Below are 12,057 nucleotides of genomic sequence, written 5' to 3' on the forward strand. Positions count from 1 at the left end.
CGGGAGCCCGCCATGAAACCGCTCGCTACGGCCCTTCTTCTCGCCGCCGCGCTGGCCCTGCCGGCATGCAACACCATCCAGGGCGTCGGCCAGGACATCACCCGCACCGGCGAGGTGCTGGAGGACCTGTTCACCGAGGCTGATGTGCAGGGTGACGAAGCGGTGAGTCTCTATATCGGCTAGCCAGACAGCCTCTAAGCTGAAGACTTGAAAAAGCGGGCGGGCTCAACCCGCCGGTGCTTAACGCCTGGAGACAAGCGGGGAGACGGGTTGGGAATGGGCCTCATACAGGTCCTCGCGCGCCAAGGGCGCCCTTGGGCCTTGCACATCATACACCCACCCCAATCGCTCGAACCCGCAAATCACCGTCCAGGCCGGGTCCATTTGCCCGGGCTCCAGTCCGATCCGGGCCGATTCGGGGAATGCGTGATGGTTGCTGTGCCAGCATTCGCCATGGGTCAGAAATGCCATCCCCGGAAGGTCTGAAGCCTGCACCGCAGCGCCGCGAACATGCCAGCGCGCCGGGCCGGGATTGTGGCAGACATAGGTGATCGTCCAGTGACCGATGACGCTGATCGCCAGCCGCACGCCGATCCCCCAGACGACGCCCGGCCAACCTGCAGCGAGGAATAACAGCGCCGCGACCGGGATCTGATGCCAGCGCCATGTCCGGTCCAGGAAGCGATAGAACGGATCGTCTTGCAGCTCGGGCTCGATCACCAGTTTGGGAGGATGCTCGAATTCAAACCGGCAAAACAGCTGCCAGGCGATATCAATCAGATAGCCGCGGCGATGAGCGAAGAAGTCATGGCAGGCCGGCTGCCTTTGAGCCCAATCGCGCAGGTCATGCGTGGCGATAATCCGGCTCGGCCCGCCCATGCCCACGATCACCCCGAGATAGATCAGCACCCGGGCGAGCCACGGGCGCGCCCGGAAGGTGCGATGGATCATCATGCGGTGCATGCCGATGCTGTGGCCCAGCAGCATCGTCAGATAGGTCAGGACAACCGCCAGAATGAACGCCGTCCAGCTGAACGCAAACGGGGCGGCGGCGGCCAGCGCAATCGCCCCACCGTTCCAGAGCGCCTTGGAAAGGTCAAAACGCACTATCCCGCGCACCGGGTCTGCTTGCGCAGCCTCGATGCGTCGAACCGGAGCCATCATGTCGCCATCTCACGTCCACTGACGGGGTCGGACCGACCTTATCAGGGCCCGCCCGTCAGGGGAACTGACGCAACCCTACAGCACCTCGAACAAGCCCGCTGCGCCCATGCCGCCGCCGACGCACATGGTGCACACGACGTACTTCGCGCCGCGGCGCTTGCCCTCGATCAGGGCGTGGCCGGTCATGCGCGCGCCGCTCATGCCATAGGGGTGGCCGATGGAGATGGCGCCGCCATTCACATTGAGCAGCTCGTCGGGAATGCCCAGCTTGTCGCGGCAATAGAGCACCTGCACTGCGAACGCCTCATTGAGCTCCCACAGGCCGATATCATCCATTTTCAGGCCATTGGCCTTGAGCAGTTTCGGCACGGCGTGGACCGGCCCGATGCCCATCTCGTCGGGATCGAGGCCTGCGACCGCAATGCCCACATAGCGCCCCAGCGGGGTCAGGCCGCGGCGCTCGGCTTCCTTGCCTTCCATCAGCACCGCCGCAGAGGCGCCGTCCGACAGCTGGGAGGCGTTGCCCGCGGTGATGAACTTGCCTTCCTTGATCTTCTGGCCGCCTGCGAAGACCGGGTTGAGGCTCTGCAGATTCTCGATGGTGGTGCCCGGGCGGTTGCCCTCGTCTTTCGACAGGGTCACTTCCTGGCTGGAGATTTCGCCGGTGGCCTTGTCCTTGACCAGCATCTGCGTGGTCATGGGCACGATCTCGGCGTCAAAGCGCCCGGCGGCCTGGGCCTCGGCGGTGCGCGTCTGGGACTGGACGGCATAGGCGTCCTGCACGTCGCGGCTGACGCCATAGCGCTCGGCCACGATCTCGGCGGTCTCCAGCATGCTCATATAGAGGTCCGGGCGGTGCTCATTGATCCAGGGATCGAACGCCTTGTGGATGTTCATGTGCTCGTTCTGGACCAGCGAGATGGACTCAAGCCCGCCGCCCACGGTCACTTTCATGCCGTCGGAGATGATCTGCTTGGCGGCGATGGCGATGGCCATCATGCCGCTGGCGCACTGGCGGTCCACGCTCATGCCTGAGACGGACGTCGGGAGCCCGGCCCGGATCGCGGCCTGGCGGGCCACGTTCTGGAAGGTGGAACCCTGCTGCATGGCCGCGCCGATCACCACGTCCTCGATCTCGGCCGGATCGATTCCGGCGCGCTGCACCGCATGGCTGATGGCATGGGCGCCCAGCGCCTGGGCCTGGGTGTCGTTGAACGCGCCGCGATAGGCCTTGCCGATCGGGGTGCGTGCGGTGGAGACGATAAGAGCGTCACGCATGGGGGTATCTCCCTGAAATGATGCGCCGGACCGGCTGGCCGGGCAGCTGCCCCGTCTTAGACCGTGAGGCCGCGCGTTCAAAGCTTTTCCAAGAGAGGGGTTACATCTCAGGTCCGCTTTGCGTATGTTGCATGCGCTCAACAACCGTTCCGCCCCTCGCGCGATCTTCATCTTCGAAGAGGGGCACAGCCATGCCGAGGAGCCAGTCCATGACCGGCCCTGCTGAAACGTGCGTCCAAAGGGACGCAGGCCCTGCCAGCACCGCCCAAGACTACGGGGATGACCCGACCGCATTGCGCGAATCGGGACTATACCGCCAGGAATACGTCAAAAGCTTTGTGGAGAAGTGGGACGAGCTGATCGACTGGGACGCCCGCGCCGAGAGCGAGGGTCAGTTCTTCATCGACATGCTGCGCGCGCGCGGCAAGACCGATGTGCTCGACGTCGCCACCGGCACCGGCTTCCACTCCGTCCAGCTGCTCAAGGCCGGTTTTCAGGTCACCAGCGTGGACGGATCCGCCGAAATGCTGGGCAAGGCCTTCGAGAACGCCCGCCAGCGCGGGCTGGTCCTGCACACGGCGCTGGCCGACTGGCGCGCGCTGAACCGGGATATTCACGGGCGCTATGACGCCGTGATCTGCCTGGGCAATTCCTTCACCCATCTGCACGATGAAGCCGACCGGCGCCGGGCGCTGGCCGAATTCTACGCCGCGCTGAAACATGACGGCATTCTGATCATGGACCAGCGCAATTACGACGCCATTCTGGATGTGGGCTTCGACAGCCAGCACAAATATTATTATTGCGGCGACCAGGTCACGGCGGCGCCCGAATATGTCGACGAGACGCTGGCGCGCTTCCGCTATGAATTCCCGGACAACTCGGTCTACCACCTCAACATGTTCCCGCTGCGCAAGAACTATGTGCGCAATCTGATGACCCAGACCGGGTTTCAGAAAGTGCGCACCTATGGCGATTTCCAGGACACCTATAACGACCACGATCCCGACTTCTTCATCCATGTGGCGGAGAAGACCTATGGCGGGTGAAGCCCGGGCCGCCGCCAAAGCCGTTGAAACGGCCGAGGCTTATTATGACAGCCATGACGCCGACAGCTTCTACGCCATTATCTGGGGCGGCGAGGATATTCATGTCGGGCTGTACGAGCATCCCGATGAGCCGATCGCCACAGCCAGCCGCCGGACCGTGGCGCACATGGCCTCGCGCCTGTCCGGCCTCACGCCTGGCGCGCGGGTGCTCGATCTGGGCGCAGGCTATGGCGGGGCGGCGCGCTATCTGGCCCGCGAACACGGTGCGCAGGTGACCTGCCTGAACCTGTCGGAGGTGGAGAACGCCCGCAACCGCACGCTCACGCGCGAGCAGGGGCTTGAGGACCGCATCACCGTAGATCACGGCGCGTTCGAAGACCTCGCCTATCCGGACGCCAGCTTCGACATCGTCTGGTCCCAGGACGCCTTTTTGCATTCGGCTGACCGCAAGCGCGTGCTGGCGGGCGCAGCGCGGGTGGTCAGGCCCGGCGGAGAGCTCATCTTCACCGATCCCATGCAGGCCGACACGGTCGCCGATCCGGCGGCGCTGAAGCCCGTCTATGAGCGCATCCACCTGTCGAGCCTGGGCTCATTCGCCTTCTACCGCGCCCAGCTGCAAGCGCTGGGGCTGGAGGATGCAGGCAGCCAGGACATGACCGGCCAGTTGCGCAATCACTATGCGCGCGTGCGCGCCGAGCTTCTGGACCGCCGCGATGCGCTGAAGGGCGAGGTGTCGGACGCCTATGTGGCGCGCATGCTCGAAGGGCTGGCCCACTGGGTCAACGCCGCCGACCAGGGCCTGCTGGCCTGGGGCGTCATCCATTACCGCAAAACCCGCTAGCCTCAGGCGTCAGCCCATCTTGATTCCGAAATGCGCCGCGGCGTGGCCGAGGAATTTCAGGGTCTGGCGTCCGCCTTCCTCATATTCCTCCTGGCCGGCCGGATCGGTGATGCGCGCCAGCGCGGCGGCCACGTGCTCGCCGGTCTGCTGCTCGGGCGGCAGGTAGACGCCCGGCGTCTCGTAGATTTTCGCCGCGGCATACCCGCCCGCGCCGGCGGCCAGGATGGTGCGCTCGGGCGCGTCCTCGCCCACCAGCGCGATCAGCCCGGCCGTGACGCTTTCGGGCGTCATCAGCTGGCCGGCCTCGGGCGGGATCAGGCCTTCGGTCATGCGGGTATAGGCGGTGGGCGACAAGGTGTTGACGCGGATATTGTATTTGCGCCCTTCCAGGTGGAGCACGTTCATCAGCCCCACCAGCGCCATCTTGGCCGCGCCATAATTGGACTGGCCGAAATTGCCGTAAATCCCTGAGGACGAGCTGGTCATGACGATGCGGCCGTAACCGGCCTCCTTCATGCCCTCCCAGACCGCCTTGGTGCAGGTGACCGAGCCCATCAGATGGACCTCCACCACCGTGCGGAAATCCTCCAGCGACATCTTGGAGAAGCTCTTGTCGCGCAAGATGCCGGCATTATTGATCAGGATGTCGATCTTGCCCCAGCGCTGGCGCGCCGTCTCGACCATGTCGGCGACATCTTCAGGGCTGGTGACATTGGCGCCATGCGCCATCGCCTCGCCGCCGGCTGCGATGATCTCGTCGGCCACCGCCTGGGCCGCGCTGATCGATCCGCCCGTGCCATCCACCGCGCCGCCCAGATCATTGACCACGACTTTCGCGCCGCGCCGCGCCAGCTCCAGCGCATGGCTGCGGCCCAGCCCGGCGCCCGCGCCGGTCACAATGGCCACCTGGCCGTCAAAGCGGATTGGCTTCATGGGATCTTGCCTCCTGATCTGCATCAGGCGGCATGCGACCCGGTTTTGGGGTCAAAAGCAATGACCCGGAGCGGCTGGGCCAATCCCGGCCGGCATCCGAGCTCAGATCAGGAAAGCAGGCTGGGCCACCGTGTCGAACTGATGGCGCGCGACAAAGGCGCGCACCGACATCACAACCAGGCGGCTCAGCGCCTCGCGGTCGCTCAGCACGGAGGCGTTGCAGGCCAGGGTCTGGTCCGGGCACGGCGCCGCGCCCACATGGCTGCGCCAGTCCATTATGGCCTCATCCACATCCGCCCCGCCCGATATCAGAGCCGCAACGCACACGCTGGCCGGCAGGCCGGTGGCGGCGCGCAGATCCAGCGCGGCCTGAAGACGCAGCACATCAGCCAGCAGCCACAGCCGCATCCGTCCGCCCTGGGCGCGTACGCCATGAAGCGCGCGGATCAGTCCCTGACGTTGCAAATGGCGCAAAACGCTGGTGGTCACAGGATGGGAGACTGCGGTGCTCAGCACCTCATCATCGGTCAGCACGCCGCGCATGCGCCAATCATAGAGCAACAACGCCTCCAGAGCAGCAGGCTCCTTCAAGGCGAAGCGCGACCTGTCAGCGACCATCAGCATGACCAGCACCTATTGAACATGTTAAGTGAATTATTTCACTGCAGACGATCAATGGCTAGGCGCTGGGAGTTAACACCCGCCTAACGGGCGCAAATTGATTACCGCGCACGCAGGGCGCGACTGGTCAGTGGGCGGTGCAGGCGCGAAACGCCAAAAAAATGTCCTGTTGCGCCTCCAGCGTGTTCGAACAATCGAGCTGTATGGATTTCAACCTGCGCACAGTCTGAGCTGGAATATACACGCGCATTGCCCCGCAATCGCGGCCTTGTCATGACTTGATGTCAGAGATCAGGTTTGGCAGGCTCCCCTTCAGCAAGGGGAGAATGCCATGAAAATCCGTGTCTTCGCCGCAGGGGCCGCGTGCGCTGTTCTGGCAGCCGCCAGCGTTGGCGCCCAGGAGACAGAGCACGAAATCAGCCTGCGCTCTGGCTTCATGCCCGATCCGCTGGGGCTCACGGTGAGCGCGGGCGGATCCATGAGCGCGTCCGATCTGGTCAGCCGCACGCGCGGCGTGGGCGGGGCGCGCATGGGCGATGCGGGCGACGGCCATTGCCGGGGCAGCGTCAGCCAGGCGCCCACTGTGCGCATGGACTATACGACGCACGGAAGAATGCCCCTTATCATCACCCATCGCGCGGACTTCGACACCACGCTGGTGGTGCGCGGGCCGGACGGGACCTGGTATTGCGATGACGACAGCGGCGAAGGCCTGGACGCCCAGCTGGTGCTCGAAAGCCCGCGTACAGGCACGTATGAAATCTGGGCCGGCGTGTTCGGACGCAGCAATCGGGGGCGTGAATCGACGCTGTCCCTGAGCGAGCTGCGCGGCCAGATCGCCGGAAGCAACCGCCCGAGCCCGCCAAGCCGTGGCAATGGTGAGCCGGCGTCTGGCCCGGACCAGGCTGAAACGCAGATCGTCCAATTGACCGAAGGCTTTACGCCCGACCCTCATGTCATCGAAGCCGAGGCCGGCGGCTCGCGAACCGCCCGGCGCCTGACCGGCTCTGACGTGTTGGCGCGCACTGGCCAGGAGGCCCAGCGCTGCCTCACCGGACATGTGACGGACACACCCACCGTGCGGCTGGAATACGAGACCAGCGGCTTCTTCCCGCTCTTCCTGACCTTGAGCCCGGTGGGCAATCTCAACACCGCCCTGCTGGTGCGCGCGCCTGACGGGGCGTTGTTCTGCGCGCAAGGCACGTCAGATGAGCCCGGCGCCCAGCTCGTGTTTGACGATCCGCAGAGCGGCGCCTACGAGATCTGGTTCGGGCGTCGCGTGTTGTCGCAGAGCGGTCAGGCGGCCCTGGCCATCAGCGAGATCGGCGCCACGGCCGATGAAGACGACCTCGGTTCCGGCTGGCATGACCCCGACGCACAGGCGCCGGGCGATTCCTCCTCCTTCGGTGACATCATGCGCGCCCTGTCCGGCCTGTACGATGACGCGCAGGACGAATCCGCGCTGGACGCCAGCCTGCCGCCGCGCGGCGGCGCCCTGAGCGCCAGCTTCAATGATCTCGCCGCCCGGGCGCACACCATCAATACGCGCATCAACGCCACCCACGGGCTGGGTTCTGAGCTGGCCTCCGTCACTGTGGGCGAGGCCGGAGACCGGCGCTGCCGCGGCCATTCGGGCCAGGCGCCCGATCTCACTGCCGAGATCAGCGGGCGGGCGCAAGGCGATCTGGTGTTCACCGCCGAAGGCGATTTCGACACCACCCTGGCCGTGCTCGCCCCGGACGGAACCTGGTATTGCGATGATGACAGCGGCCGGGGCACCCAGGCCGTACTGGCGATCAGCGATCCCGAACCGGGAACCTACGCGGTCTGGCTGGGCGCCTTCCTGCGCAGCCGTGACGGGGCAGACGGCGCGGTGCAGGTGAGCGTGCGCTAGAAAAGCAGCTCTCCGCCCCGGACATGGAGCAATACAGGAAAGATCCGGCCCGCCCCCGCCAGGGGGCGGGCCTTTTCATGCTTTTGGGAGAGGCCGCTCCTGACTTGCCATCTCTATCAATCCAGATAACTATGAGGCCAGTGTTGATGCGCTCATCCATATGAAAGGGGAATTCATATGATCGCTCTAAAGTCATTGCTTGCCGCTACACTGGCCGCCATCCTGCTCCAGGAGCCCTATGGCCTTCGCATCAGCGGCGATCTGATCCTCAAAGGTTTAATCGGCAATGACGTCACGGCGCCCATCGCCGGCGCCCGCTTCGCCGAGGGCGAGTTCGGCGCGCCGCCCGCCTCTGCGCGCGCCGGCGTGGCGGTGCTCTACCTGGCTGAAGGCGCTGACCTGGCCGCGCTGCAACGCGCCCTGCAATCGCGCGACTTTTCCGGCGCCACGCTGAACTTGAGAACTCCTGACGGCGCCCGGCGCTATGAGCTGACCGGCGTCACCCTCGAAGGCCTCATCGATGGCGGCGGCCCGGCCCGCGACGCCACCGCCCGCCTCAACCTGCGCTACCAGCAAGTCCGGTCAGAGTAGGCGGAGGGGCGGGAGCGGCCTGGCTTTCAACCGCCCCGCCGGCCCCGAGGCTTGCGGCTTCATGATTCCCAGGGGACATCTCGGGGAAACGGGTTCGGCAAGCAACGCGTGTTGCCGGCACGCGCATCTTTACTGATACTCATAAATTGCACCAGCCTGACTGCGGCTTGACCGGTGCGGAAGCTTTTTGGGGTCGATCCTGGAACACGATTGCCGGGAACGGAATTACTATGAGCGAAGACATTCAAGCGCGCGGCGCTGCTGTGCCGAAATTGCGCATCCGTGAAGCATGTGAAGCAGATATGGCGGCGGTGCGTGAGATCTACGCGCATTATGTCGAGCACAGCCTCGCCACTTTCGAGGAAGTCGCGCCTTCCATCGACGAGATGAACACGCGCCTGCTGGCCGTACATGAGGCGGGCCTGCCCTATCTCGTCGGCCTGATCGACGGCGAAGTGCTCGGCTACGCCTATGCGACGCCATATCGCTCCCGTCCCGCATACCGTCACACTATCGAGAATTCCGTCTATGTCGCCGTTGATCGCCAAGGACATGGCTACGGTTCGGCGCTGCTCGAAGCGCTGATCGCGCAATGCGAGGCTGGGCCATGGCGGCAGATGCTCGCGGTCATCGGTGACAGCGGCAATACGGCCTCAATCGCCCTGCATGGCCGGTACGGTTTCGAGCCGGCCGGAACGCTCCGATCGGTAGGATTCAAGCTGGGCCGCTGGGTCGATACTGTATTGATGCAAAGGTCATTGGGGCCGGGGGATCAGGTCGCCCCCTGATCGATGCCCGGCCGCGCCCCTGCAGACCATCCCGGGGCCGCCCGTTTACGCCTGACGGGATGTCCTCAAGATACACTAGGACGCGCGCAGGCGAAACAGCCTGGCAACGCATAAGCCGCCCGCTGCAAACCGGTCCTGTCTGATTTCATTAAAGAAAATGGCGCGCCCGAAAGGATTCGAACCTCTGACCCCCAGATTCGTAGTCTGGTGCTCTATCCAGCTGAGCTACGGGCGCCTGTCCGCTGCGGGGCGGGGCCCCGTGCGAGAGGGCGGAAACTAGCGGCGGGCGCGGGGAATGGCAAGCGCCCGGCGCCGGGCTGTTGCAGCGCGCTCAGCCCTGCCCGGACGCAGCGTGCACGCCGCGGGCGATCGCGCGGGCCAGGCAGTCGGCGGCGATGGCGCCCAGGCGCGTGAGCGCAGCGGGCGCCGGCTCTGGCAGGGCGATGCGGCCGGTGGAGAGGGCAAACACCACATCGCCATCAAAGGGCGCATGGGCGGGACGGACGGCGCGCGCCAGCCCGTCCTGGGCCATCACGGCCATGCGCCGGGCCTGGTCCTTGGTGAGGCGGGCGTCGGTGGCCACCACGCACAGCGTGGTGTTGGCCAATGGGCGGCCATCCATCTTGGCCGCGCCCCAGTCTTCGGCGCTGATCGTCCTGGTCACATCCGGGCGCGCGCCGCCGAACTCGCCGGCGATCTCGAACGGCCAGGCCCAGTAGGCGTCGCAGCCGGGCATGCGCACCGAGCCGAAACTGTTCACGCAGGCGAGCGCGCCAAGCGTGAAACCGTCCTGGGTGACATAGCTGGCGCTGCCCGTGCCGCCCGGCAGAGCGCCTGCGCGCGCGCCATAACCCGCGCCGGCCCGGCCCAGACGCACGGGCGCGCGGGCTTCAGCGTCCTTCAAGGCGGCCAGGCCCAGCGCACGATAGGGCGGGGTCTCGCCCCAGGCCTTGTCGCCGCCATTGGCCAGATCATAAAGGATGGCGCCGGGCACGATCGGGCTCTTGGGCACGCCGGGCAGGTCCATAAGACCATAGCCGCGCCCGCGCGCGCCCAGCCCGGCGCACACGCCGTCGCCAGCCGCAAGCCCATAGACCGAGCCGCCTGACAGGGCGATGGCGTCCACATGCTCCACCAGCGCGCCCGGTCCCAGAAGATCGCTCTCGCGCGTGCCCGGACCGCCGCCGCGCACATCCACCGCGCCGATGGCGGGCGCTTCACACAGCACCACCGTCACGCCGGTTTGCACGCGCTGATCCTCGGCCTGACCGGCGCTTAATCCGGCCACGTCTGTGAGATCATTGCGCGGACCCGGCCCGGCCATCTAGAGCTCCGGCAGCACGGCGCCGTCAGGAACCACGAACGTCACCGGCGCGCCCGGCCCCACCGGAATGCCCAGCCACACCCAGAAGATGGTGAGCGTCAGCCCCCCGATCAGGAACGCGAAGGAATAGGGCAGCATGTTCGCCAGCAGCCCGCCCATGCCGAAATCGGGGTCCCAGCGGCGGCAGAAGGCCAGCACCATCGGGAAATACACCATCAGCGGCGTGATGATATTGGTCACGCTGTCGCCGACCCGGTAGGCGGCGGTGGCCATTTCCGGACTGATTCCCAGGATCATCAACATGGGCACCAGGAAGGGCGCCATGAAGGCCCATTTGGCGCTGGCCGAACCGACCACCAGATTGAGCCCGGCGGCCAGCAGCACCATCACCGCCAGGAGCAGCGGCGCAGGCAGGCCCGCCGTCTGGATCGCACCGGCGCCATGAATGGCGGCGATGGCGCCCAGACCGGTCCAGTTGAGCATGACCACGAAGTGCGCCGCGGTGAAGGCCAGCACGATATAGCCGGACATGTCCTTCATCGCCTCGGTGGACATGCGCACCACGTCCCGGTGGCTCTTGATGGTCTTGGTGGGAATGCCGAAACACACCCCGCAGATCAGGAACAGCAGGAAGAAATACGCGATCAGGCTGTCCAGCATCGGGTTGAGGCGCTCTTCCCAGGGCGCGCCGGGGATCTGCAGATAGGTCCCCGGCCCGAAGGTCAGCCAGAGCCACAGCCCCGTGACGGCGAGAAATCCGCCCAGCGCATACCACAGGCCCCGGCGCTCTTCTGGAGAAAGCTGGCTGTCGGACTTCTGGCTGGAGATCGGCGTTTCGCCTTTGGGCGTGTAGGTCCCAAGGCGCGGTTCGATAATGCGGTCGGTGACGAACCAGCCGATGGGGAAAAACACCGCCGCCATGCCCAGGATGAAGAACCAGTTGCCCGCCACATTCATGGACCAGGACGGATCCAGTATCTGGGCGGCCGGCTCGGTCACGCCCAGGATCAGCGCATCGATAGGGCCGGGCATGAAATTGGCCGAGAACCCGCCCGACACGCCGGCGAACGCGGCGGCGATGCCTGCGATCGGGTGGCGGCCCACCGAGGCGTAGATCACGCCCGAGAGCGGGATCAGCACCACATAGGCCGCATCCGAGGAGTGGGTGGCCACCAGGGCCAGCAGCATGACGATGGGCGTCATCGCCGCCTTGGGCGCATTGCGCAGGCCTGCGCGCAAGCCGGCGGAGAACAGGCCCGAACGCTCGGCCACGCCCGCGCCCAGCATGATCACCAGCGTCAGCCCCAGCGGGGCGAAGCCGGTGAGAGTCTGGGGCATGGAGGTCAGCAGGCGCTGGACATTGTCGCGCGAGAACAGCGACTGGGCCATCAGCGTTTCACCCGTGATCGGGTGAATGGCGGTGAACTCCAGGAAGGCCGCCAGCGCCGAGAACGCCATCAGGATGGCGATCAGCCAGACAAAGATGAATACCGGATCGGGCAGCCGGTCGCCGAAGCGCTCCACCGCCCCGAGGAATCCGCCGCCCTTGGCGGCCTTGCCGGTCTCAGCCATCT

The 12,057-nt window shown here is 65.9% G+C and carries 12 protein-coding genes and 1 tRNA gene; 6 read left to right on the forward strand and 7 right to left on the reverse strand.

Features of this window, described 5'->3' with window-relative positions; genetic code table 11:
- Positions 1 to 12: 12 nt before the first annotated feature.
- Positions 13 to 183: an Entericidin EcnAB gene (locus tag F1654_RS03250; RefSeq protein WP_150022058.1), complete on the forward strand. Its 171-nt coding sequence runs from the start codon at positions 13 to 15 to the stop codon at positions 181 to 183.
- A gap of 57 nt (positions 184 to 240) precedes the next feature.
- Here the strand turns inward: F1654_RS03250 and F1654_RS03255 are convergent, their stop codons facing one another.
- The gene (locus F1654_RS03255; RefSeq protein ID WP_150022059.1) at positions 241 to 1,164 is read right to left on the reverse strand and encodes an acyl-CoA desaturase; all 924 of its coding nucleotides are present in this window, start codon (positions 1,162 to 1,164) and stop codon (positions 241 to 243) included.
- A gap of 75 nt (positions 1,165 to 1,239) precedes the next feature.
- The gene (locus F1654_RS03260) at positions 1,240 to 2,442 is read right to left on the reverse strand and encodes an acetyl-CoA C-acyltransferase (protein ID WP_150022060.1); all 1,203 of its coding nucleotides are present in this window, start codon (positions 2,440 to 2,442) and stop codon (positions 1,240 to 1,242) included.
- 209 nt (positions 2,443 to 2,651) lie between these two features.
- On the opposite strand from F1654_RS03260, the gene F1654_RS13990 reads away from it, so the two are divergent.
- Both F1654_RS13990 and F1654_RS13995 read left to right on the forward strand, forming a co-directional pair.
- Positions 2,652 to 3,491, forward strand: coding sequence for a glycine/sarcosine N-methyltransferase (locus F1654_RS13990; RefSeq protein ID WP_233205090.1), 840 nt, complete (start codon positions 2,652 to 2,654; stop codon positions 3,489 to 3,491).
- The gene (locus F1654_RS13995; RefSeq protein WP_233205091.1) at positions 3,481 to 4,332 is read left to right on the forward strand and encodes a methyltransferase domain-containing protein; all 852 of its coding nucleotides are present in this window, start codon (positions 3,481 to 3,483) and stop codon (positions 4,330 to 4,332) included. Before F1654_RS13990 ends, F1654_RS13995 begins: the two co-directional genes overlap by 11 nt.
- Before the next feature lie 9 nt (positions 4,333 to 4,341).
- Here F1654_RS13995 and F1654_RS03270 read toward each other — a convergent pair whose 3' ends face one another.
- Positions 4,342 to 5,265: an SDR family NAD(P)-dependent oxidoreductase gene (locus F1654_RS03270; protein WP_150022061.1), complete on the reverse strand. Its 924-nt coding sequence runs from the start codon at positions 5,263 to 5,265 to the stop codon at positions 4,342 to 4,344.
- Positions 5,266 to 5,367: 102 nt separating this feature from the next.
- Complete coding sequence (locus tag F1654_RS03275) at positions 5,368 to 5,889, reverse strand: MerR family transcriptional regulator (RefSeq protein ID WP_150022062.1); 522 nt, start codon at positions 5,887 to 5,889, stop codon at positions 5,368 to 5,370.
- A gap of 328 nt (positions 5,890 to 6,217) precedes the next feature.
- Here F1654_RS03275 and F1654_RS03280 point away from each other — a divergent pair, with 328 nt between their 5' ends.
- From F1654_RS03280 to F1654_RS03290, 3 genes are all read left to right on the forward strand, one after another.
- Complete coding sequence (locus F1654_RS03280; RefSeq protein ID WP_150022063.1) at positions 6,218 to 7,780, forward strand: hypothetical protein; 1,563 nt, start codon at positions 6,218 to 6,220, stop codon at positions 7,778 to 7,780.
- Between the two features lie 177 nt (positions 7,781 to 7,957).
- The gene (locus tag F1654_RS03285) at positions 7,958 to 8,371 is read left to right on the forward strand and encodes a hypothetical protein (protein ID WP_150022064.1); all 414 of its coding nucleotides are present in this window, start codon (positions 7,958 to 7,960) and stop codon (positions 8,369 to 8,371) included.
- Between the two features lie 230 nt (positions 8,372 to 8,601).
- Positions 8,602 to 9,159 carry a GNAT family N-acetyltransferase gene (locus F1654_RS03290; protein WP_150022065.1) on the forward strand — a complete coding sequence of 186 codons (558 nt, stop codon included), beginning with the start codon at positions 8,602 to 8,604 and terminating at the stop codon, positions 9,157 to 9,159.
- 158 nt (positions 9,160 to 9,317) lie between these two features.
- Here the strand turns inward: F1654_RS03290 and F1654_RS03295 are convergent.
- The 3 genes from F1654_RS03295 to F1654_RS03305 form a co-directional block, all read right to left on the reverse strand.
- A tRNA-Arg gene (locus F1654_RS03295) sits at positions 9,318 to 9,394 on the reverse strand.
- A 96-nt stretch (positions 9,395 to 9,490) separates the two neighbouring features.
- Positions 9,491 to 10,483 (reverse strand): P1 family peptidase, encoded by a 993-nt coding sequence (locus F1654_RS03300; protein WP_150022066.1) that lies wholly within the window; start codon positions 10,481 to 10,483, stop codon positions 9,491 to 9,493.
- Complete coding sequence (locus tag F1654_RS03305; protein ID WP_150022067.1) at positions 10,484 to 12,055, reverse strand: AbgT family transporter; 1,572 nt, start codon at positions 12,053 to 12,055, stop codon at positions 10,484 to 10,486.
- Between the last annotated feature and the right edge of the window lie 2 nt (positions 12,056 to 12,057).

Origin of the sequence: Alkalicaulis satelles (assembly GCF_008630495.1) — a bacterium.
Taxonomy (GTDB): domain Bacteria; phylum Pseudomonadota; class Alphaproteobacteria; order Caulobacterales; family Maricaulaceae; genus Oceanicaulis; species Oceanicaulis satelles.

Coding starts and splice junctions, on each gene's coding strand:
- F1654_RS03255 (WP_150022059.1), bottom strand. CDS start 1,164: ATGATGGCTCCGGTTCGACGCATCGAGGCTGCGCAAGCAGACCCGGTG.
- F1654_RS03275 (WP_150022062.1), bottom strand. CDS start 5,889: ATGCTGATGGTCGCTGACAGGTCGCGCTTCGCCTTGAAGGAGCCTGCT.
- F1654_RS13995 (WP_233205091.1), top strand. CDS start 3,481: ATGGCGGGTGAAGCCCGGGCCGCCGCCAAAGCCGTTGAAACGGCCGAG.
- F1654_RS03300 (WP_150022066.1), bottom strand. CDS start 10,483: ATGGCCGGGCCGGGTCCGCGCAATGATCTCACAGACGTGGCCGGATTA.
- F1654_RS03270 (WP_150022061.1), bottom strand. CDS start 5,265: ATGAAGCCAATCCGCTTTGACGGCCAGGTGGCCATTGTGACCGGCGCG.
- F1654_RS03285 (WP_150022064.1), top strand. CDS start 7,958: ATGATCGCTCTAAAGTCATTGCTTGCCGCTACACTGGCCGCCATCCTG.
- F1654_RS03250 (WP_150022058.1), top strand. CDS start 13: ATGAAACCGCTCGCTACGGCCCTTCTTCTCGCCGCCGCGCTGGCCCTG.
- F1654_RS03280 (WP_150022063.1), top strand. CDS start 6,218: ATGAAAATCCGTGTCTTCGCCGCAGGGGCCGCGTGCGCTGTTCTGGCA.
- F1654_RS03290 (WP_150022065.1), top strand. CDS start 8,602: ATGAGCGAAGACATTCAAGCGCGCGGCGCTGCTGTGCCGAAATTGCGC.
- F1654_RS03260 (WP_150022060.1), bottom strand. CDS start 2,442: ATGCGTGACGCTCTTATCGTCTCCACCGCACGCACCCCGATCGGCAAG.
- F1654_RS03305 (WP_150022067.1), bottom strand. CDS start 12,055: ATGGCTGAGACCGGCAAGGCCGCCAAGGGCGGCGGATTCCTCGGGGCG.
- F1654_RS13990 (WP_233205090.1), top strand. CDS start 2,652: ATGACCGGCCCTGCTGAAACGTGCGTCCAAAGGGACGCAGGCCCTGCC.